The 22637-nt window shown below is 47.3% G+C and carries 16 protein-coding genes; 5 read left to right on the top strand and 11 right to left on the bottom strand.

Annotated elements, in window-relative coordinates; genetic code table 11:
* Positions 1 to 109: 109 nt before the first annotated feature.
* Entirely contained in the window at positions 110 to 1378 is a 1269-nt protein-coding gene (locus Q365_RS0123600) for an ATP-binding protein (RefSeq protein WP_028025679.1), read from the bottom strand.
* On the bottom strand, positions 1378 to 2058 hold the full coding sequence (locus Q365_RS0123595; RefSeq protein ID WP_028025678.1) for a response regulator transcription factor: 681 nt from the start codon (positions 2056 to 2058) through the stop codon (positions 1378 to 1380). The genes Q365_RS0123600 and Q365_RS0123595 overlap by 1 nt, the downstream gene beginning before the upstream one ends.
* A gap of 194 nt (positions 2059 to 2252) precedes the next feature.
* Here Q365_RS0123595 and Q365_RS0123590 point away from each other — a divergent pair, with 194 nt between their 5' ends.
* Both Q365_RS0123590 and Q365_RS0123585 read left to right on the top strand, forming a co-directional pair.
* Positions 2253 to 3050, top strand: coding sequence for an efflux RND transporter periplasmic adaptor subunit (locus Q365_RS0123590; RefSeq protein ID WP_051563865.1), 798 nt, complete (start codon positions 2253 to 2255; stop codon positions 3048 to 3050).
* 9 nt (positions 3051 to 3059) lie between these two features.
* Complete coding sequence (locus tag Q365_RS0123585; protein WP_028025676.1) at positions 3060 to 6095, top strand: efflux RND transporter permease subunit; 3036 nt, start codon at positions 3060 to 3062, stop codon at positions 6093 to 6095.
* Positions 6096 to 6492: 397 nt separating this feature from the next.
* On the opposite strand, the gene Q365_RS0123580 is transcribed toward Q365_RS0123585, so the two are convergent.
* Positions 6493 to 7986 carry a carboxypeptidase M32 gene (locus Q365_RS0123580; RefSeq protein WP_028025675.1) on the bottom strand — a complete coding sequence of 498 codons (1494 nt, stop codon included), beginning with the start codon at positions 7984 to 7986 and terminating at the stop codon, positions 6493 to 6495.
* Between the two features lie 442 nt (positions 7987 to 8428).
* Here Q365_RS0123580 and Q365_RS0123575 point away from each other — a divergent pair, with 442 nt between their 5' ends.
* Positions 8429 to 8995: a gamma-glutamylcyclotransferase family protein gene (locus Q365_RS0123575; RefSeq protein ID WP_028025674.1), complete on the top strand. Its 567-nt coding sequence runs from the start codon at positions 8429 to 8431 to the stop codon at positions 8993 to 8995.
* A gap of 104 nt (positions 8996 to 9099) precedes the next feature.
* Here the strand turns inward: Q365_RS0123575 and Q365_RS0123570 are convergent, their stop codons facing one another.
* Positions 9100 to 10089: an OmpA family protein gene (locus tag Q365_RS0123570; protein ID WP_028025673.1), complete on the bottom strand. Its 990-nt coding sequence runs from the start codon at positions 10087 to 10089 to the stop codon at positions 9100 to 9102.
* A gap of 340 nt (positions 10090 to 10429) precedes the next feature.
* On the bottom strand, positions 10430 to 11119 hold the full coding sequence (locus Q365_RS0123565) for a DUF2786 domain-containing protein (RefSeq protein ID WP_028025672.1): 690 nt from the start codon (positions 11117 to 11119) through the stop codon (positions 10430 to 10432).
* Positions 11120 to 11330: 211 nt separating this feature from the next.
* Between Q365_RS0123565 and Q365_RS0123560 the strand changes: the two genes are divergently transcribed.
* Positions 11331 to 12239, top strand: a complete 909-nt coding sequence (locus Q365_RS0123560) for a DMT family transporter (RefSeq protein WP_028025671.1) — start codon at positions 11331 to 11333, stop codon at positions 12237 to 12239.
* Between the two features lie 131 nt (positions 12240 to 12370).
* On the opposite strand, the gene Q365_RS0123555 is transcribed toward Q365_RS0123560, so the two are convergent.
* From Q365_RS0123555 to Q365_RS0123530, 6 genes are all read right to left on the bottom strand, one after another.
* On the bottom strand, positions 12371 to 13363 hold the full coding sequence (locus Q365_RS0123555) for a substrate-binding domain-containing protein (RefSeq protein WP_245621603.1): 993 nt from the start codon (positions 13361 to 13363) through the stop codon (positions 12371 to 12373).
* A 71-nt stretch (positions 13364 to 13434) separates the two neighbouring features.
* Positions 13435 to 14223, bottom strand: a complete 789-nt coding sequence (locus tag Q365_RS0123550; RefSeq protein WP_028025669.1) for an ATP-binding cassette domain-containing protein — start codon at positions 14221 to 14223, stop codon at positions 13435 to 13437.
* On the bottom strand, positions 14220 to 15275 hold the full coding sequence (locus tag Q365_RS0123545) for an ABC transporter permease (RefSeq protein ID WP_028025668.1): 1056 nt from the start codon (positions 15273 to 15275) through the stop codon (positions 14220 to 14222). The genes Q365_RS0123550 and Q365_RS0123545 overlap by 4 nt, the downstream gene beginning before the upstream one ends.
* A gap of 188 nt (positions 15276 to 15463) precedes the next feature.
* Positions 15464 to 16486 carry a sugar ABC transporter substrate-binding protein gene (locus tag Q365_RS0123540; protein ID WP_028025667.1) on the bottom strand — a complete coding sequence of 341 codons (1023 nt, stop codon included), beginning with the start codon at positions 16484 to 16486 and terminating at the stop codon, positions 15464 to 15466.
* Positions 16487 to 16662: 176 nt separating this feature from the next.
* Positions 16663 to 19221 carry a hybrid sensor histidine kinase/response regulator gene (locus tag Q365_RS0123535; protein WP_028025666.1) on the bottom strand — a complete coding sequence of 853 codons (2559 nt, stop codon included), beginning with the start codon at positions 19219 to 19221 and terminating at the stop codon, positions 16663 to 16665.
* Complete coding sequence (locus Q365_RS0123530; protein ID WP_028025665.1) at positions 19221 to 19964, bottom strand: winged helix-turn-helix domain-containing protein; 744 nt, start codon at positions 19962 to 19964, stop codon at positions 19221 to 19223. Before Q365_RS0123530 ends, Q365_RS0123535 begins: the two co-directional genes overlap by 1 nt.
* A gap of 280 nt (positions 19965 to 20244) precedes the next feature.
* On the opposite strand from Q365_RS0123530, the gene Q365_RS0123525 reads away from it, so the two are divergent.
* Complete coding sequence (locus Q365_RS0123525; RefSeq protein ID WP_028025664.1) at positions 20245 to 22608, top strand: DNA polymerase II; 2364 nt, start codon at positions 20245 to 20247, stop codon at positions 22606 to 22608.
* Positions 22609 to 22637: the final 29 nt, after the last annotated feature.

The following is a 22637-nucleotide window of genomic DNA, read 5'->3' as shown; positions in this document are numbered from 1 at the left end:
TGCATTGTATCGGCGGGCGTGTCGAATAAATGTCTATGGATATATACCCAAGTAACCTGAAGATGCTCAATTTCAGAAGCCATTAGAGTGTTAAATTCAAGGCAAATACTTAGAATAAAGGGTTCTTTGATATGACAGCAATACAACCTTGGGTGTCAGTGTTATTTTTCAATTCGAAAGACCAACCGTACACTCGGCATAACCGCCTAACGATTAAAAGGCCTAAACCATGTTCAGTATCATTTTTATCCGACAACCCTGAACCCGTGTCCTTAACCGATATGTTATCGGTAGAAATACAAATTGTGATTGAACCTTGGTCAGTAAAACGGGCTGAATTATTTACTAAGTTCTTTATTATCATTTTGAGCACAGACGGTGGGAGGTTAATCGTCGTATTTGGATCGAGCGATAAATCAATATTCACATTTGTTTCTGTTTTTTTACTTAGCTCAGAAATTGGAATGTCTTTCTCTGTGATTGACCAACATTCATCGTTTGACGCGATGTTTTCTTGTTTTACGATGTTAAGAAGAATTTCTACTGTCGAGTGCATCCTATTGGCAGCATCTAAAATTCTCTGACGTTGCTTTTCTTGAAACACAACGTCTTCCTCTTTCATCGCTTGCAAGCTTGCTGCGCCAGAAATGATCGCAATTGGCGTCTTTAATTCATGGCTCGCGTATTTTGCGAACATCATTTCTTGCTTAACCACTCTTTCTTTCATCTGTGTATAGCTGTTGAGGTGGTTAGTGAGGTGTTTAATTTCGTCAATCGTGCTTTCTGAAACGAAAAACTCCGATCTGTCTTTGTCTGCCAGTTGCTCACTTAATTCGACGATCGGCGACATGAGTTCATCGAACATGCGTTTGATCGAGACGCTTAAAACGCTCACTAAAAACAGCATGAGTAATGTTGATACGACTAAAAGTATGTCCCAACTATCATCACCAAATTCAATGGCTCGAGCATCAACATCCAAATACAATGGGATGACTTTTCCGTTGGAAAGAAACTCACTGTGAAAGACCATGAAACCATCTTCAGAATATGATTTTACTCGTGTGACTTTATTCTTTTTGTAAGGCATTTCTGCCTTCGCTCTATCTGGAAGTTGTGCTGGATCATAATATGCAGTGATGTTCGGAGTTATTTTGATGATTTTGTTGGGCTCTAGCTGATAATATTTTTTAGCCATGCTCTCAAAGGACATTAAGTGCAGGGCGATTTGCTTGTCTTCTTCCGCTACCAGTTTTAACGAAAAAGCGACAAAAACAATAAAGGAGGTTGTAATTGCAACCATTGCGAATGTACGAACTAAACGCCTTTTTACTGCAGTGACGTTATTTACCTTTGGTTTTCGGTTTTTGAATATCATCAATACTCCAAACGGAAACCAAATTTAGGTACGGTTATTAACATCGCCCGTTTAAAGGGTTTATCAAGCATGTTACGCAGTAAGTAGATATGACTTCTAAGGACGTCTTTATCGGGTACGTCTTCGCCCCAGAGTTTCTGTATCAAGGTTTCTCGAGAGACAAGTTCACCTTGTGCTTTAACTAACTCAACCAATATTTGATACATAATAGGCGTGGCTGCCAAACTGCGGCCTTCGCGCTTGATGATCTTTGTTTTTTCGTCGATCTCTAATGGGCCAAATGACAGCGTTGCAGGCGCAACTTGACCGCGAAATCGTTTGATCAGGGCGTTCAAACGAACTTCTAACTCGGGGAACTGAAAAGGCTTACTTACAAAGTCATCAACACCATTGCCGAAACCGTTAATCAAATCTTCTTGCCCGTTTAATGCTGTCAGCATAAGGATAGGCGTCGTACACCCGTTTTCTCTGAGCTCCTTAGCGACTTGCATCCCGTCTTTTTTGGGCATCATGACATCAAGAATGATGGCATCAAATGTATTCTCTAAAGCCAGTTTTAGTCCTAGCTCGCCATTGTCTGCATAATCGGTTTCTGCGCCTTTCACCTCTAAGAAGTCAGCGAGAATTCCTTGCAGTTCTTCATTGTCTTCCACAACAAGGATTCGACTGTGTTCAAGCATGGCGTGTTCTCTGCGTGTTCAATCATTTGGCTTCTATCATATCAATCCAATGTCGAAATTATGTGAAATCTTTTGCATTTGCTAAGTTTGCTGCAACCTCAATCACGGCCATCAGTGTCCGGCAAAATCTGATTTCACAAAAACTCTACATTCAAGACGTTACGCTAGACCTAATAGATTTTGGGAGAGCGATGATGAAGCAAAGATTATTACCCTGCGTGTTTTGTGCAATGGCATTTTCATCTTATAGCCATGCGGTGGATTTGATCGGTAAAACCATCAGCAAAGAACCGTTAAAAGTCGTATCTCAAGTCAGTGGTGTGATTGAACAAGTCAGTTGGCAGACCGGGGATATCGTCACCCAAGGTCTTCGACTCGCCACGATTAACGATCAAGATTTCAAACTTGCGGTGCGTAAACAAAATGCCAATGTTGCTTTGGTCAGTGCGGACTTGGACATCAAGCAATCTGTTTACACGCGCTATCAAGAGTTGCACGCGAAAAGGAATGTGTCTCAGAACGAGGTTGATATAGCGACAGCAGATTTTGCGGCGGCCAAAGCCAATTTACTCTTAGCCCAAATAGAGTTAGAAAAAGCGCAGTTGGATCTTGCGAATACCCGTGTGAATGTGGCGATAAATGGCTACGTCGTCGCGCGCTTTGTAGACGATGGTGCATGGGTTAATCAAGGGGATATGCTTTACACACTCACAAACATTGATCAACTGAACGTGCGTTTGCTTGCGAGCGAATTTGATCTTCAAGACCTGTACGTCGGTCAGCCTATTCAACTTTGGTCTGAAGCTAAGCCAGTACAGCGTATTCAGGCTCAAATTATCCGTATTGGTGTCGAACCTGACCCCACAACGTTTGCCTATTTTGTCGACGTTGAAATCAACAATGCGCAACACCTTTTCAAACCAGGTATGTCTATTCACGCCACCACCGAGTTTGAGACCCGTGTTGACGTTATTTCAACGACGGCGCAATAGGGGCTGAACATGGAAAACTTTCTAGGTTACTTCGCAGAACGCCAATTTTTAGCCCGTGTTATCACCATGATGGTATTGCTGATTGGTTTGGGTTCAATGAGTGTGCTTAAGCTCCAAGAGTTGCCTGACGTTGCTTTTGCTGAAGTTGAAATCACAACGCAATACCCCGGAGCATCGGCGAAAGATATTGAGTTGAACATTACCAACCGAATCGAAAAGGAGTTAAAGTCAGCTCAAGGGCTTACAACGTATTATTCGCAGTCGTTTGATGGACAATCTTACATCAACATTGAGCTCGACGAAGGTTACGATATTCAGAAAACCGTCCGCGATATTCAACAAGCGGTTGATCGGGTTCAAGGATTACCGAAAGACATTGCTAACCCGCCGTTAGTGGCGCAAAAAAGCACGTCGTCATTTGAAGTCATGACGTTCGGTGTAACAACAACGCTTGATAACAACGCACTGCAAAATTACGCGCGCGATTTAGAAAAGAAAGTCCGAAGTGTTGCAGGTGTTGGTAATGTTTCAATGGCAGGGTTCACTGAGCGTGAGTTTTGGATTGAAGTGGATCCGTCAAAAACGTTTCGCTATCAATTGTCTTTTTCCGATATTACATCGGCAATCAATGCGCGGAATCTATCATTGTCAGGCGGCGTGGTTGAATCTTGGAACAGTGAACAACGCATTGTCACGCTCACTCAAATTCACTCTATAGAAGAGTTATCAAACGCCATCATTAAAGTCCTTCCTTCCGGCGAAACAGTGCGGTTAGGGGATGTTGCGCACGTGTCCGATGCCTTCGAAAAAGCGACCGAGTTAGGCATGGTGAATGGTGATAGGGCGGTTGTGTTTACCGTCGCTAAGAGTGCCAACGCCGATATCATTGCAACAATCGACAGGATAAAAGCACTACTTGAAAAAGAAAGTGTGCGTTTAAATGATCAATTCTCTTTTCCCATCTCGTTGAACCTTGCTGATGATATGAGTGACAAGTTCTCCATCGTCACCACCAACGGCGGCGTGGGTCTTATTCTTGTTCTTATCGTGCTCAGTATCATTCTAAAGCGTGCGGTTGCGTTTTGGGTTTCTGTTTCTATCCCATTTTGTGTTCTTGGCGTCATGGCGGTATTGCCGGCTCTCGGCATGAATTTAGACAGCATCACGCTAGCGGCAATGCTGCTGGTCATCGGCATCATCGTTGATGACTCCGTCATCGTCGCCGAGAGCATCTATCAAGAGAGAGAGAAAGGGAAAACACCGCTAGAAGCCGCAAAATCAGGGGTTCGAAATGTTATTCGTCCCATTTTTGCAAGCCTAACCACAACAGCCCTCGTGTTCCTACCCATGTTTTTCATTCCCGGTGCCATGGGGAAAGCCATCATGGTGATCCCGATTACGGTTATTGCTGCACTGTTGTTTTCGTTGGCTGAGTGCACATTTACTTTACCCGCGCACCTTGTGAATGCATTAAAAAAAGACGAGAAGAAAAAACATCAAGAAGACCGCTTCAACGGCGTGGTCAAACGCTATCGGTCTCTATTGGTGCGCTGCTTAGTATGGAATAAGACCGTGCTGCTGGTTGCTGTCTTGGCGCTTGTGAGCAGTGGTGCACTGTTGACGACGCTCAAGCTCGATATATTTCCCAGCGAAACGGCAAAATACATAGAAATATACACAGAGGTCACGCCTGGCGCGTCACTCAAACAGGTTCGTCTGGCCCATTCAACGCTTGAGGAGACAATCGCACAACTCAGTGAGAATGAGCGGGTTTCTTATCGTATGACGTATGGAAGCCCAGCAAGTAACGGCTTACTGACACTCACTAACGCCGAGCTGCGTGACAGAACGGCGGATCAAATCGCTGACAGTTTGAACGCCCAACTAAAGGATAATCCTGCTATTCGTTTTGTGAAATTTACGGTCGATGCAGGTGGTCCACCACCGGGTGAACCCGTCGAGATTCGTGTGATCAGCAATAACGATGCAGAGCGAAACCACGCCGTTGAACTCGTCATGGCTTGGATGAAAGGGCAACCAAGCTTAGATAAAATCACCAATAATGAGCGGCTTACCGACCCACAACTGCAGATTTTGCCGCAGTATGAGTGGTTAGCACGTTATAACTTAACCGTTCAGGATCTTGCCACAACCTTGCGTATTGCCTTTGATGGCGAAAGTGTGTCTTCCACGTGGATTGGGGATCAAGAGGTGAATTTACGGGTTATATTAGACGAGGAATATCGCAACATTGAACGTCTCAAAACCACGAAGATCGCAACACCAAGCGGGGTTAAAGTGCCGCTCAATCGCCTCGCGAGGGTGCAAGAGGTTCAAGCGCCGCGTGAGCTACTGCATTACAACGGGGATCGTCAGGTGTTGGTGAGCGCGCAAATTGTCGATGAAGCGATGGATTCAGGTGAATTAAGCCAACAACTTTCAGATGCATTGGCGCCACGCGTTGGTAGAAGTGTGCAATTAGACATTGGCGGAGAGGCTGAAAATACAAGCGACACAATGTCAGGCTTTCTTGTCGCTTTCCCCACGGCCATGATTGGGATCTACTTTGTACTCGCGATTATGTTTAGCTCGTTACTCCAACCTTTGCTGATCATGGCTGTAATTCCGTTTGCGGTTGTCGCGGCCTTGATGGCGTTGTTCGTCCACATGCAACCCTTGTCCTTGTTTGCACTTATTGGGGTGCTAGGTATGGCGGGAGTAGTGGTAAACAATGCCTTGGTCTTGATAAATCGGATTAACGAGTTCAGGGAAGATGGATTAGACGTTATTGACGCTGTTATTCAAGCCGCGGCAAGTCGCCTTCGACCGATATTGTTAACCTCCATCACCACCGTCGTGGGTTTGTTACCGCTCGCGTATGGCATTGGTGGAACTGACGTATACATGGGCCCAATGTCTCTGACATTAGGCTACGGACTCCTGTTTTCACTTCCTGTGGTGTTAGTTGTCGTTCCATGCTTATACACGCTTTGCTTTGGTCGAAAGGTTGCAAGACACGCCGACGGGGAGCAAGCGTTGTCGTGAGTGCGCTCTCGATGACACCATTGCATTTCTTTCGCTGAAAAAGCTAAGCCGAAAAAAGAGCTCAACCGAAAAAAGCCCGCGAACACTTTTTACAAAGCGTTCGCGGGCTTTTTCGATTCGGTTTTCGAACGCCTTTACGGCTGTGCGTCGCGCTTTAAGGTGTTATCGCAAGAGAGTGATTCGAAACCAGCAATTCTGGTTGTAAGCTATTTAGTGGCTTTCATTCTAGGCTATCAGTTGATATCGCAATGAAACAACAGCTGACGTTACAGGGAGGGGTTAGCGCGAGTTTACCCAAAAATATCCTATCTGAATCAAGCTGCTCAGAGCACCAACTCTAAGACATTCTTGTCCAAAAGCCATCCAGCGCAGCCTCTGGCTGCGCTGGTGGCTTTCATTAATTGTTTAAGTAACGCGCCATTAAGTGCTGCTTGAAGTATTCAGGGTTGAGCGGTTCACCCGTGGCTTGAATCACCAATTCATCGGTGGAGAGCGTTGAGCCTTTCGACCAAACATTCTCTTCCAACCAAGCGCTGATCGGCGCCAAGTCTAGGTTCTTTAAACAGGCATCTACATCAACGGTTTTGCGCATGGCTGCCATGAATTGTGCGGCATACATGGCGCCTAATGTGTAGCTTGGAAAATAGCCGAAACTTCCGTCGGTCCAATGAATATCTTGCATACAACCGTTGGTGTATTCGCCGTCGGTTGATAGACCCAAGTATTCCTGCATTTTTTCATTCCACAGGGTTGGAATGTCGTCGACTTCGATTTTGCCTTCCATCAAGTCACGCTCAATTTCAAAGCGAAGAATGACGTGGGCAGGATAGGTGACTTCGTCGGCATCTACTCGGATATAACCAGGTTGAACACGCTGGTAGAGCGCGTTGATGTTTTCAAGGCTGAACGCCGCGTCATCTTGTTTGTTGAAAGCGTCTGCTGAAAGTTTTGCTAGGTGGTCAACAAACAGTGGGTTTCTGCCTAGCTGCATTTCGAAGAACAAGCTCTGGCTTTCGTGAATACCCATTGAGCGGGCTTCGCCAGCAGGGAACCCGTGATAAGCCTTTGGTAAGCCTTGTTCATAACGAGCGTGACCAGTTTCGTGCACAACGCCCATGAGGGCAGAGGTGAAGTCTTGCTCGTCATAGCGTGTGGTAATGCGAACATCTGATGGTACACCACCGCAAAATGGGTGCATGCTGACATCAAGGCGGCCGTGGTTGAAATCGAAACCGAGGATCTGCATTAACTGCTTGCCAAGAGCAGTTTGCTTATCGGTTTCAAACGGGCCTTTTGGTTCATTGATCACGACACTTTTTTGCTTCTCTAGCACTTGTTGAATGAGCGAAGGTAGCCATGTTTTAAGCTCGCCAAAAAGTACATCAAGTTTTTCAGTGGTCATGCCGGGCTCGTGCAGATTCAACATGGTGTCGTATGGACGCATGCCAGTGAGTTGAGCGCGGGCACTGGCTTCTTCTCTTGCTGCTTCAACGACTTTCTTTAGGTTCTCTGCAAACCCATCCCAATCATTGTTGCCGCGTTGGCTGCGCCATTCATGCTCACATTTAAAGCCAATCAGGGATTTTTTCTCGACCAATTCAGAAGGCAGCTGTGTGGCTTGAGTCCATACGCGTTTAATTTCGTGAAGGTTAATGACTTGCTCATCAGTCAGTGCGGCTAAGTCATGTTCGGCTTCTTCAATCCACTGGCCCATATTCGGGTCGGTGAGTGTTTCATGACAAAGCACGGCGAGGTCGCTCATTGCTTTAGAGCGGGCATCGTTGCCGCCGTCTGGCATCATCACAAGCTGATCCCAGCCACAAATGGCGGCTAAGTGTTCATAGCTTGCGAGTTTTTGAAATTGCTTTTCTAGTTTTTCTATCGCTTTCATATTGTTATTCCATCTCGTATCTCAAACATGAGCAGTAAATGACGCCATGTTCGGTGTTGTCCCTTTTTGATGGAGCTCACTACATCGGCAAAGTGACGCCTTGATCATAACGTCAGTAAAGCTCGCTGAATCCTGCATCTTCAGGTTGCTTGGGTATAGGCTCACATTGACGATGATAATACCGTTATACCCAGAGATCTGTAGATGCTCGCTGAATCCTGCATCTTCAGGTTACTTGGGTATATCAACAGTCGTTATTAATGATCTTCAAATTTTCGATGATGATGACGAAATCACGCGTTATCCGGTTGAAAAACCGCCAATTGATTGGTTTTTCGCGGATTATCACTCATGTGTAATGTCGAACAATATTGCCCATTTGTTTGACATTAACACGCGTTTATCGAGTATTCTGTAGGAAATACAAGGAAGAAGTGGGCTTATGTACATTTTTGGTTATGGCAGTTTGATTAACGGCGAATCTCGACAATTGACAGGTGAAACAGGGCAAGCGGTTCCTGCGCTGGTGTCTGGTTTGCAGCGTCATTGGAGCAAAGTCAGTTCAGCCAAAATGTCGCCACTTGTTGTGCGTGAAGGGAGTGGGTATTGCAACGGAGTTTTGATACACATCGACGATTCTGCGCTCGATGTTTTTGATATTCGTGAAGCCGGTTATACGCGGGTGTTGTTAGACAGCGAACGCGTAGAGGTGCTGGATGATGAGTTTGTTATCGATGGGCCTGTTTATGTCTACGTGACAGACGAGGTCATTACGCCGTGTGCGGTTCAGCCCGTGGCGCAGAGTTACGTTGATACCGTGATGGCGGGTTGCTTAAGGTATTCGGCTGATTTTGCCGAGACATTTGTGACAACCACTCACGGTTGGCAGTCTGCCCGTTTGAATGATCGTTTGCATCCGCTTTATCAACGTGTTGCGGGTGTGCGAGAAGAAGACCGTCCGGTCATCGATGCGCTGCTAAACGGCTACGACTCAATGCTTAACGTCTAACGTCTAACGTCTAGCACTTAACGTCGAACGTTGTTCAAAGAAACTAAAAAAGCCACGTCTTAGACGTGGCTTTTTGATTTGGCGTGTCGAGTGACTAAATCTGATTACTCTTCGTAAACAAACTCAGGAGATTCAATCTCAACGCGACGGTTCTTCGCACGGCCTTCTTCAGTATCGTTAGACGCTACTGGTTCGCCTTCACCCATACCAACAACACTCAAGCGGTCAGCGCTGATGCCGTTATTGGTAAAGTAGTTAGCGACGGTTTGAGCGCGCTCTTCAGAAAGCGTTTGGTTGAATGCTTCTGAACCAACACTGTCAGTGTGACCGATGATGATAGCAGTAGACTCTTCAAAATCTTGAAGACGTTTAAGCATTGGATTCAGTTGTTGAGTCGCTTGGTCTGAAAGCGTTGATTTACCAAATGCGAACAGCTCTACGTCATCTGCTTCAGAGAACACGTATTTCTTCGTTTCGATCACTTCTTCAACAACAACCACTTCTTCGACAACAGCCACTGGCTGTGGCTCAGGTGCAGTAGTGCGGCCGAAGTGGAAAGTAACACCAGCAGAAATCAGGTGGTTTTCTGCATCAAGATATGCATCTTTGATATCTGGGAGGTATTGGTACTCAAGACGAACGTTAACCAAATCGTTTGCACGGTGGTCGATACCGACAGCGGTCAATAGAGAAACATCGTCTGCGTCGCCAGCGCCGCTGTTCCAGTTCCACCAAGCGGCACCAATTTTACCGTAAATGTCGGTAGCGTCAGTAAGGCCGATGTTGAACTTAGGCGCCAAGGTAAGGGCGGTTAGATCGCCATTTCCTGATACTGGACCTGTGTTTGAAGCTGCACCAAAACGGCCAAGGTAGTCATAGGTTGACTCAATCGCGAAACCGTTCTCAAAGTCATAACCTAAGATAAGACCGCCAGCTACATCATCATCATCGCACTGTCCGAAATCACATGCGTCTTCTAGCGTTGAAGCACCTAAACGACCACCAACGTAAAAATTGGCATCATCTTGGGCGAATACACTTGCCACTGGACTCAAGGCCACTATCAATCCAAGGCTAATCACTGCTTTTTTCATTTGTTTTCTCCATTCCTTCTAGAGAGGGTTTGGTAAGAGAGACTTAGGTACTGCTTAACAAGTCACCAACCACAAGTTCGCTTTATGCAAATCTTTTGATCGCCGTACATACGGCGATTTAAAGCTAGGCTAGGTGCGAAGACCCTGCAACACAATAGGAGAGAACGAAATTCAGGCTTTTTTAATACAACAGTGTTCAAAAAGAATTGAATTTGTGAGAGAGCACTAAAAGTCAGTGACTTGCAAAGAAATATACACTTGAAGGTAACAACAGTGAGATTTGCAATTAAATATTGCTACAAAGCAGTGAGGCGCCGTACGGCGCCTGAAATCATTTGCCTTAAGAAAGGCGTTTTGGCGCTTGTTTGCCTGACACTGGGCGGCTGACAGAAACCTGCTTGCCTTTTTTCATGCCTTTTTCATAGTCGTCAGTAATGCCTTTCATCGCATCTCTAAGTTGTTGCTTGAAGGTTTCACGGTCGATGTTTTTGAACTGACTATCGATATAGTCTTTGATTTTTTTGTCAGCATCGCCATCTGGGGCGATGTTAGGGAGTTTGGCGAGTGCGCCGTCAAGCCAGCCGAAAGTAAACGATCCAATACGACGAGTGATTTCGGTCTGTGAGGTGCCAGTGCCTTGGAAGCTGTTACGGAATTGACCCACGTGCTCATTCATTTCACGGTAGACAATATCAAACGCAAAAGCTGCGAAAATGGCTCTATCGGCATCACCAATAAACTCGGCTTTCTTTAAGCCTTTGTGGTTTGTCAGGACGCACTCGACGCCGAAACGGGTGTTGATACCGCGGATAATCTTAAGAATAGCGTCACTGACAGATGTCGGTAGTAAGGTTTCTGACGTAGTTTTGCCCATTCTGATGAAATCAATATCGTCTTGATCTAAGCCGTATTTTTTCATCAGGCTTTGCGCCATTTTTATCGCTTGTGCGGCTTCGTTGATGTTGGATGAATTACTCAGTTCCAAACATTTTGCAATCTTTTTAAGCGCTTTGCGTTTAGCGTCAGACATTCACTTCACCACTGAAAAACGGGAGCAGTATTTTACCTTCTCAACGCCAAATAACCAAATGGCATTGTTTAATTGTTGCAGGTATTTTCATTTTTAGTCGCGATTGATAGTTCCGTATCATCGAATATTATTTTTCTTTTTCTCAAAGGTGTGAAAGATAGATAAGCACGCCACGGTCAATATTGGCACGGATAGCTAAGGCGGGAATGTCATGCAGCAAAATGGGTCTTTTTCTCTGAAATACATATTGATGGCAGTTCTCGCGATGACTCTCTTTGCGGCAAATTCGGTACTGTGTCGATTGGCGCTCGCGGGAACAGATATCGACCCTGCTTCATTTACGTCTATCCGACTCGCTTCTGGGGCGATTGTGTTGTTTGTTCTCGCCTCAGTGATGGCCAAAAAAAGTGATGCACCAGAAGAAAGCTGTAAGTTAGTCAATCACGCCATGGAGCATTGGCTCGCCGCCGCAATGCTCTTTCTCTATGCCTCGACGTTTTCTTTTGCTTACCTTTACTTAGACGCTGGGATGGGGGCACTCATCTTGTTCGCCTTCGTGCAATTGACCATGTTTGCCTATGCGCATTATAGAGAGGGCGGTGCCAGTGGGCTGGAGTACATCGGCGCGTTAACGGCAATCTGTGGCTTAGGTTATCTCGTGTCGCCGGGCGTCAATGCGCCGCATATGTGGGGATCGGTATTGATGTCAATTTCCGGCGTAGCGTGGGGCTTATACAGTGTGCTTGGCAAAGAGATGAAAGTGCCGCAACTAAAAGCAAATTGTATCAATTTTCGTTTGAGCTTGTTCTTTGTCGTCCCGTTTTTCTTGCTCAACATCCCCATGAATACATTATCCAAAGACGGAGTGTGGCTGGCCGTGGCTTCTGGGGCTATTGCTTCAGCCATTGGCTATGCCATTTGGTATGGCGTAGTGAAGCATTTTAAAGCGACGCAAGCCGGTGTGATGCAATTGACCGTGCCTATCCTCGCTTCTTTAGCGGGTTTTGCCTTTATGTCAGAGGAAATCACAATGCGTATGATGATTTCTGCCGCTGTCATTTTGTTTGGTATTGCTGTTACTTTTATTGGGCGCGAACAAAAGCAGTCGTCTGTCGCGTGATAGCTTTGATGTTGTAATAGCTTTGATGCTGAAATAGCTTTCGTGCTGACAGAAATGTGATGCTGTGCTCTCTTATGTCGATACTCGGTAGCATGTGTGTGAATCGAGTTTGATTGAACAGGCAAGATAAATCACCAAGCCGTAAACGACAGCGCATTGCTTGGGGTCATGAGCTTGGTAGGAATAAGTACTTCCGTATCAATTTGCGCTTCACGTGTCTTCTCTGCACTTTTAGATTCACTTAAGTGGTCTTTGTTTTCGAGCCACTGCTTTGCAATTCGTACTGCTTCTTTACTCATGGTGTCGGGAAACTGCGTTGCCGTGCCTAGCCAGCCTTTTCGTTGCTGAATTAACGCTTCCCTTGCAGCAGGGCTTCCATCGACAGACATAATCAAGGTGTTTGCATTTGCCTGCACGATGGCTTGTTCAGCACCCAATGCAGTGCGATCGTTGATGGCGAAGATGCCATCAATCTTAGGGTAAGCTTGCAGTGCATACGCCATGCTTTCCAAACCGCCTTCAATACTGGCTGTTCCATTAAGCGTATCACTGACGATGAGAATATCGGGGTGGTTTTTCAAGGCTTGCTTGCAACCTTCGACGCGCTCGATCACAGAAGACACTTGCGGACCGTTAATGATCAGAATATTTCCATGGTCGTTCAGTCCAGAAGCCAAGCCCTCGCAAGCTATCTGACCTGCCTGTACGTTATCTGTCGTAATGGTCGCCGTTGCGCCGCTTGCACGTACATCAATGGCAAAAATCGGGGTGCCTTGAGACACAACACGTTTAACGGCTGGGCCAATTTTGTGTTCGTCTGAAGCAACTAAGAAAATGACATCGACCTTTTCGGCGACAAACTCTTCAAGTTGCCGAACTTGTCGAGGGTGATCATAGGCGCTGGAACGAACCAGCAGACGAACATCGTCGCCAAATGTCGTCTGCAATTCATCACGCAGGCTGCGCACCATGGTCACGAAGTAGGGGTTGGTTAGGTCAGACACACTAATACCCGCGACGACAGCGGCCTGAGACCAAGACGACAACACGCAACCCACGCAAAGCAGCAAGCCACTGATTGCTTTTGAGTTGAGCATTGCGTTTACGCCTAACAGAATCCGCACGATATCCTCCAGATTGAATTTTATAGAATGACCGTGCGAGTAGATTTTCGCGGTATTGGCGTTCTATGACCTTATGCGTGTTCGGTTGTGCCTGGTTCCATTGCGCCCGTCATAATGGCAACGGCATCAGACATGGAATGGGTTTTGGGCGATATAATATCGACGCGCTGCCCGAGTCGATGGATATGAACCCGATCAGCAACCTCAAACACATGAGGCATATTATGGCTGATCAATACCACAGGCATGCCGCGGTTTCTGACTTCCAGTATAAGATCGAGCACCTTTCTTGATTCCTTTACACCCAACGCGGCAGTCGGTTCATCCATGATCACCACTTTAGAACCAAAAAGGGCTGAACGTGCGACAGCGACGCCTTGTCGTTGCCCCCCTGATAAGGTTTCAACAGCCTGAGTAATGTCCTGAATGGTCAGCAAGCCCAATTCTGTGAGTTTCTCTTTGGCTTGCTCTCGCATGGCTTTCTTGTCGAGCATGCGAAACCATTTTCCACGCCAATCGCTGCGTCTAATTTCTCGCCCCAGAAAGAGATTGTCAGCAATGTTTAGCGCAGGTGCGACAGCAAGGTTTTGGTAGACAGTTTCAATGCCTGCTTCTCTTGCTTGCATTGGGTTGCTAAACCGAAGAGGCTTTCCGTCCAGCATGATCTCTCCTGCATCGGGGATTAGCGCACCAGACAAGGCTTTGATGAGGCTCGATTTACCTGCACCGTTGTCGCCAATCACCGCCAATATCTCTCCGGGCATTAAGTCAAAATCAGCACCGTTAAGGGCAGTGACGCGCCCATAGCGTTTGACCAATCCACGTGCTTGCAATACCGGTGTTTGATTTGATTCACTCATGACGACACTCTCCGGATCCATTGGTCAATACTCACGGCAACGATGATAAGTACGCCGACAGTAAATTCTTGCCACAACACGTCGACCCCTAATAACGCCAAACCGTTACGGAATATCCCCACGATTAAGGCACCGATAAGCGTACCAAAGATTGAACCTCGCCCTCCAAACAGGCTGGTGCCACCAATTACCACCGCGGTTATAGAGTCTAGGTTTGCTGTGTAGCCAGCTTGAGGGCTGACAGAACCAATTCGACCGATTAACACCCAAGCCGCCAACGCACAGACCACGCCAGCAGTGATGTATACCGACAGTAAAATGTGTTTAGTGCGGATACCTGCAAGCCTTGCGGCGTCGGGATCATCGCCTGTGGCGTAAACATGCCGTCCCCACGCCGTCCAATTCAGTGCGTACCAAAACACGATGAAGAGAACGAGCATGAAGATAGAGCTATAGGCAATGCGAGCGCCAAAGATTTCAACGGTATGGCCCAGCCACTGCAAAAGAGGGGCTTGTTGATCGATGACCTGAGAGCGAATCGTTTGACTGTTCGAGTACCAAAGGTTCAATGCGAAGAAGATGTTCCATGTGCCTAAGGTAGCGATGAAGGGCGGCAGTTTAACTTTTGCCACTAATAAGCCATTGACCATGCCCGCCAATGCACCAACCAAAAGCCCAGCAAACAGTGCCACGGGTGCGGGTAGTCCAAAATCAATGGCTGCTCTGCCCATCACCACGGAGCAAAGCACCATGATGGCTCCGACAGATAAGTCGATACCTGCGGTCAAAATGATCAAGGTTTGAGCTATGCCAATCACGCCAATGATGGTGACTTGCTGAAGTACCAATGAAAGGTTGAAAGGGTGAAAGAATCGGTCCCCAACCAAGCTGGAGAAGAACACAACCGCCAGTATCAATACCAAACAGGGAACGGCGGTAGGGTGGTTGTGTAGATAAAGCTGAATGCGTTGAACAAGGCTAAAATCATTGTTCGAAAGCTGGTCTCCCGCAGTTCGGTTTGTGCTGGGTGAGGAATGCTGAGGTGATGACATCTACGCGCTCCTGAGTGCGTCCGTGAATCAAAATATCAAAGTGACGTACAATCTAGTCGTTCAAAATGGAGGGTGTTAATTATTGATTTGTGACGCTGTCACTTAATGTTTTAGGGTTGCTGATAAATCAGAGAAGGCGCTATGCCTTCTCTGATTTGGCAGATAGCTCTAGCAATTGGCTAAAGCACTTAGCCCCAGCACTTGCCCTTACCCTGTTTCGACGTTGAAGAGGCAACGCCCGCTACGGGTTCATCAGTAATCAATTCAACACCCGTGTCATAGAAGGATTTACCCGGTGTTGCGCCGGGTTTCACGCCAGATTTTGCGTATTCCACCACAGCTTCGACACCTAACGACGCCATACGAAGCGGGAACTGCATAGAAGTTGCGCCTATCACGCCATCTTCAACGTTATCGACGCCAGGGCAGCCACCATCCACCGATACAATCAACACACTATCTTGTCGACCGAGCGCTTTTAGCGCTTCATAAGCACCTGCCGCAGCGGGTTCATTAATGGTATATACAAGGTTGATGTCTGGGTCTTTCTGTAGAAGGTTTTCCATCGCGCGGCGACCACCTTCTTCAGAGCCTTGTGTCACGTCATTGCCGACAATACGAGGATCGTTTTCGTCGCGGTTGATGCTTGGGTCATTGGTATCAATGCCAAAACCGGTGAGGAAACCTTGGTCACGAGCCACATCCACGGTGACGTTTGCCGTGCTCAAATCAAGCAGTGCAATTTTGGCATTTTTTGCCTCATCACCCATTTTGGCTTTCGCCCATTCCCCGATCAACTGGCCGGCTTTGAAGTTATCGGTGGCAAAGGTGGCATCAGCAACATTGGCGGGAGAGAAAGGTGTATCTAAAGCGATGACAATAACACCTGCATCTCTGGCACGTTTAACCGCTGGCGCAAGCGCTTGTGGGTCACTCGGGGTGATCAATATGCCTTTTGCACCTGCAGCAATAAGGTTTTCAATCGCTTGAACTTGCGAATCAGTATCGCCATCGAACCGGCCAGAGAACGAACTGAGTTTTGCGCCCATTTCTTCGGCTTTCTCTTGCGCACCTTCCTTCATTTTGACGAAGAAGGGGTTGGTATTTGTCTTGGTGATCAAGCCCACGAGCACTTCCTCGGCAGCGGCTTGTGACAGCGGGACGGCGGCAATCATGGCGGCGAGAACAGTTTTGCGTATCAGTGATTTCATGGCATATCTCCTTATGAACGACAGACACCTCTGGGGCGGGCTAAAAGGAAAATGTTGTTTGTCCCTTTGTTGAAAACCACAGTCCATGAGGTCGCTTAGGTAGAGATATTGGCAAATGAAAACGAATGGTTGGTTTCAATGAGAAAGTCATTTCATTCACAATTGAAACAAAGGCGTTAATGCGTTGATATCTCACGATTCAGAGCAGAGAAGAGGGCATGGCGCGTGACGGGTTTTGTGATCAGCTCCCAGTTTGTATCATAACCAAACTGTTCGATAAGTTGTGCGCGGGGTAATCCTGACATCAAAATAACGGGTAAAGCGGGCTGGTGGTGTTGCAGAGTATTCTTCAACCAAATACCGGTTTCTTTGTCACCCAAGTTGATGTCACTGATCACGCAGTCATGTTTGATGGTTTCACTGAGTGTCAGTGCCTCATTGGCTGATTTTGCCAACACAACGGTCGCGCCGTGCGCTTCCAAAATTTTGGCAATCGGCTGTGAAACGTCGGTGTCGTCATCGACAACAAGAATAGATACCTCTGTAAGATCTAGTGGCTCTTCAACTGAGTGAATCAATACGTCATTTGAAGTCTTATCAGAAGCCTCATTGAGAGCCTCATTAGGAGCCTCATTAGGAGCCACGGTTGTGAATTTAGCATCATAGACGGGAAGAAGGATGCTAATAGTTGTGCCTTTTCCCAACTGGGATTCGATCAGTATGTCTCCCGAAGATTGCTCAACGAAGCCATAGACCATACTCAAGCCCAAACCACTGCCTTTGCCTTTTTCTTTGGTCGAGAAAAAGGGCTCCATCACTTTGTTGATAATGTCGGGGTGAATACCGTTGCCCGTGTCTTCAATCTCGATGATCACGGCGGATTGTCGTTGTGTTAATAGGCAACACTCTCGCGTTGTCAGGGTGACTGTGCCGCCTTGGGGCATAGCGGCGTTGGCGTTGAGAAGCAAGTTCATCAGCGCATTTTCGAGCCCACTCTTGTCGACAAAAATGTCCAGCCCAAGTTGGCCGTGGTTTATGGTCAAGCATTGCGTGAAATCTAACGAGTATTCCATCAAGTCTGACAGTTCCTCGATGGTTTGCTCGACGTTGACGGTCTCTGGGTTTAATGGCTGTGTGCGGCTGAAGGCTAGCAGTCGTTCAATCAGTTGACTGCCTTTCTCCGCTACCGATAAAGCCCGTGTCAAATAGTGTCGGCTGGTGTCATCGAGGGCGTTCGACATATCAAGCAATTCGAGGTTTCCATTTAACGCAGATAGCAGGTTGTTGAAGTCATGAGCGATGCCACCTGTCAGTTGTCCGAGTGTTTCCATTTTCTGCGCTTGTTTAAGCGCGAGGTCAAATTGACGTATTTCTGTTAAATCTCGATAAAGGGTAATAAAGCCCCCAGAAGGGATAGGCTGACTTCGATACTCGATAATTCGCCCATCTTTAAACTGTCGCTCAAAAAGAAGCGGCTCTTTATGTCTCAAACGGGTGTAAGCGTCGTCCTGTAGCGTATTTTCTGTTAGCGCACGGAGCCGAGGAGAAAGCTGTTGTTGGATGTCTTCAATAGACATCCCCAATACTAGTTGGCTGTGTTCAAGACCCAGCAGAGATGCATACTTGTTGTTCCGCGCTAACAAACGGTTGTTGCCATCAAATGCGCTGAGGCCATCTTGCATTTCATGGAAGATCGTTTCGAGAAGCACATTTTGGTTGAAGAGGTCTTGTGTGATACGAGCCTTTTCTACGGCATTTTTCTGAAAGGCTGAAAAGGCCGTTGCTAGTTTTCCGATCTCATCTTGGCGAGCAAGTTCAATTGGGGTTTGGTTGGTATCGCCGTGCATGAGGTTGAGCATTTCGTCAGTGACGCTAACCAGATCTTTTGCCATGCGATCATTAAAGCGATACAGATAGAACACCCCAATGACCAGTGAAAGCAGAATAAGCACCATCACCAACATCACTTGGTTGATGGCGGACTTAGCAAGCCTCTGCTGTTCACTCACCTTTAGCTGGTGGTCGGCGACGATGTCACGAACATGGTCTGTCATGCGGTCTGATTGAGCGCGAATCGACGCCAGCAGAAATGCATTCTCCGCGCGAAGGGATTTGATGTGCGTATTACTTCGCGTGAGAGAAGCCAGTACCGGCATGATGGTGTGCATGGGCAGCGGAGAGACGGCGTGCGCATGCTCAAGTGACCGTGTCACTTGCTGAATCCAACCTTGAGAGATACGGGTAGGGTCTTGCCTAAAGGCCGCAATAAACGGTTTGCCGAAGGTGTAATCACTCAGTGTGTCTAATGAGAACTGCTGCGCCATGAGATCTTCTCGAATAAACAACTCGCGCTCGACGTTGGACATCAGTTTGTCGAGCGTTACTTCGACCTCGTGAAGTCGTTGGCTTAATTCATTGGCGTAATTGGGAGTGGTTAGGCTTAGGGCTTCTTGGCTCAGTCCGTCGGCTTTGGCTTGGAGCTGTTTTTTCTCATTCTGGATTTGATGAGGCCTTGCGGAAGCCGCGGTATACGGAGCCAAAGCGGCGATTTGTGCCACACCTTCAGAGAGGTTCAATGCGGTTTGGGTATCAACCAGCGTGGTTTGAGTGATTCGATCTAAAAGATATTGGTTTTGCCAAAGCGTGAACAACGAGAAACCTGCCATCAGCGTCGTTAGCAATAACAGCGCCGATAGCGTCAGCATTAAGTGGGGTCGAATACTTTTCGTGCGCATTAACTGGCGTTGTTCGCTCGTTGAATCCGTTTCGTGACGGGCGAATCGAAACAATAGCCGATACCGCGTTCGGTCTTAATGAGACGCGGGATCCTTGGGTTGGCTTCTATTTTTCGACGAAGACGAACCACAAGTACGTCGATAGTGCGATCCATCGAATCTGAATCGTAGCCATGTGTTCGCGCCATCAGGTGCTCTCGAGTCAAAACGCGTTGCGGGGAGGAGATAAACGCTTCTAGCAGGGAGAATTCGCCGTAAGTGAGATCCGGTTCATGTCCATCGGCATGTTGTAGCTGACGGCGAGACAGAAACAGCGTCCAATCATCGAATTGATAGACGGTTTCATCGCTTTCAAGTGGCAAACGCTGCAGCGCTGTGTTTTGGCTTCTTCGCAGCAGTGCGTTGACGCGTGCCGTAAACTCACGCAGGTTGAATGGCTTCATCATGTAGTCATCTGCGGCGACTTCGAGGCCAATAATACGGTCTGTTTCGTCGCCTTTACCGGTTAACATCATGATGGGTATATCGCTACGTGCCCGAAGCTGTCGCGCCACTTGCAGACCATCTTCATTGTGTAAGCGCAAATCAATCACCGCGAGGTCTACAGCGGTCGTCGCCTGCATTTCTTCACTGTTCGACACTGCAGTGACGGTGTAACCAATTTGACGCAATGCGTCCGTTAATACAGCCCTAACATCTTGCTCGTCATCAACGATCACAATGTGGGAAGCAACACTGCTCATAGAAGCTCCTTTACGTCATATTCCTTTTTTCGCCGCCCAGTATTTATCGTTACTGTGCCTACAAAGACTTAAAAATAGAAGACTGAAACACTAAGCGGCGTCTAACGTTGAAGACTTCACCAAGCTTTGTCTTTGATATAGCCCCAAGTAACCTCAATCCTGCATCTTCAGGTTACTTGGGTATTCCACTAATTGATTTGAGTTGGGCTCGGTTATCCTCGGAGACCTACAGGTTGCTTGGGTATATACTGCGAGGGTTAATCTAATCTCTGAGGCTACTTTGCAATACCAAGAAGGATTTCTAATCAGTCGTCATAGTCGCGACATCGGTGATACCACTGAGCTTGTTCTTTGGGTGCAGACGGCGACAGGCCCTGCAAAGCTCGTCATCACTGGCGAGAAACCCGTATTCTTTGTGGCAAGCGAAGATGCTGACGCCGTGCAACAGTCTTTGTCATCCTCTGGTCTTTCTTTTCAATGCAAAGCGCTTGGCCTTTCTGATTTTTCCCATCGTCCGATTTCCGGTGTCTACTTCAACACGATCAGCGCAGCAACGCGTGCGGCTCGTGTATTGCAAGCGGAAGGCTTCGATCCCTTTGAATCAGATGTTCGGCTGCCAGACCGCTATCTCATGGAGCGTTTTATTTGCGGCGGATTGACCTTTTCAGGCACCGCAAAACAGCGCAATGGCTTCGTTGAGTATCGACACGTCAAAACCAAAGCGTCAGAGTATTCCACATCGCTTTCTCGTGTGTCGTTGGACATTGAATGTTCTGAGAAAGGCGTGCTGTATTCCATTGGGTTTGACAGTGAAATGGATAGTCGAGTCATCATGGTAGGTGCTACACCCGATAACGCCGACGAAATGCCTTGGATTGATTGGGTCGAAAACGAACTTGCGTTGTTGAAAGCACTCAATGCGTGGTTTGCTCGCTTTGATCCCGATGTGGTGGTCGGCTGGAGCGTGGTGGATTTTGATTTCCGTCTGCTCATGAAACGCGCGGCGTTCAACAACATTGAATTGCGATTGGGGCGAGGCACAGAAAAAGCGCATTGGCGTGATTCAAATAACAGCCGCCAGGGTTTTATTACCTTGCCGGGAAGAGTCGTGATTGACGGCATTGATGCCTTGAAAACCGCGACCTACAGTTTCCGCTCATGGTCGTTGGAATCCGTATCCAGAACCATGTTTGGCGAAGGAAAAGCGATAGATAACCCCTATGATCGCATGGATTCAATCAACCGCATGTTTCGCGATGACAAGCCCGCGCTGGCCAAATACAACCTGCAAGACTGTGTGTTGGTAAACCGTATATTTTCAGAAACCCATTTGATGGAGTTTCTCATTCAGCGCAGTCGTTTAACGGGTATTGAGCTTGATCGTATCGGTGGTTCAGTGGCGGCATTTACCAACCTCTATATGCCACGCCTGCATCGAGCAGGTTATGTCGCCCCAACACTGACCAGTGAGAATTGGATAGCGAGCCCTGGCGGCTATGTGATGGACAGTAAACCGGGTTTGTATGGCTCGGTACTGGTGCTCGATTTCAAATCCCTGTACCCCTCGATTATCCGAACGTTTTTGATTGACCCATTAGGTTTGATCGAAGGCTTGAAGTCCGAAGATGACAGTATGACAGTCCCCGGATTTCGAGGCGGCATATTCCACCGTGAGAAGCACTTCCTTCCTGCGATGATTGAAAATCTCTGGAAAGCCCGTGACGAGGCGAAACAACAGGGTGAAAAGGCGTTCTCACAGGCGATTAAGATCATCATGAACTCGTTCTACGGCGTGCTGGGCTCGTCGGGTTGCCGCTTCTTCGATCACCGCTTGGCTTCCTCAATCACCATGCGAGGCCATGAAATCATGAAGCTAACGCGTGAGCTGATTGAAAACCAAGGCTATGAAGTGATCTACGGAGACACAGACTCAACCTTTGTGTCTTTGGGGCGAGAGTTCAGCAATGAAGAGGCCGATGAAGTCGGGCAGGCGCTGGTGGAGCACATTAATCAATGGTGGGATAAACACTTAAATGATGAATACCAGATCCCGTCTTCACTCGAAATTGAGTACGAAACCCATTATCAAAAATTCTTGATGCCAACCATTCGGGGTCAGGACACGGGAAGCAAGAAGCGCTATGCCGGTCTGGTCGATAAAAATGGCGAGCGCCACATCGTATATAAAGGGCTAGAAACGGTGAGAACCGATTGGACGCCACTTGCCCAGGAGTTTCAGCAGACCTTGTATCAACGTGTTTTCGATGGCGAGGATATTGAAGATTATGTCCGTCAAACGGTGGAAGATACGTTACGCGGTCACAATAATGATAAGTTGATTTACAGAAAACGCCTTCGTCGTAAGTTATCGGATTATGAGAAGAATGTTCCCCCGCATGTCAGAGCGGCGCGTAAAGCCGATGCCGTAAATGAGAAGTTGGGTAGGGCGAAGCAATACCAACACGGTGGTTGGATTGAATATGTGATCACGCTTAACGGGCCTGAACCGCTCGAAGCCTTGGACAGCAACTATGACTATCAACACTATGTTGATAAGCAGCTCAAACCAATTGCGGATGGAATCTTGCCCTTCATCGGCAAAAGCTTTGATGCGCTGTCGATGCCTCAACTGGGGCTTTTCTAGCCATCTCTTAAGGATACGTGCTAGAGCGT

The organism is Enterovibrio calviensis DSM 14347 (genome assembly GCF_000621165.1).
GTDB classification, from domain to species: Bacteria; Pseudomonadota; Gammaproteobacteria; order Enterobacterales; family Vibrionaceae; genus Enterovibrio; species Enterovibrio calviensis.
Note: the sequence above shows the minus strand (reverse complement) of the source record. Positions and strands in the feature narration are given on the sequence as shown.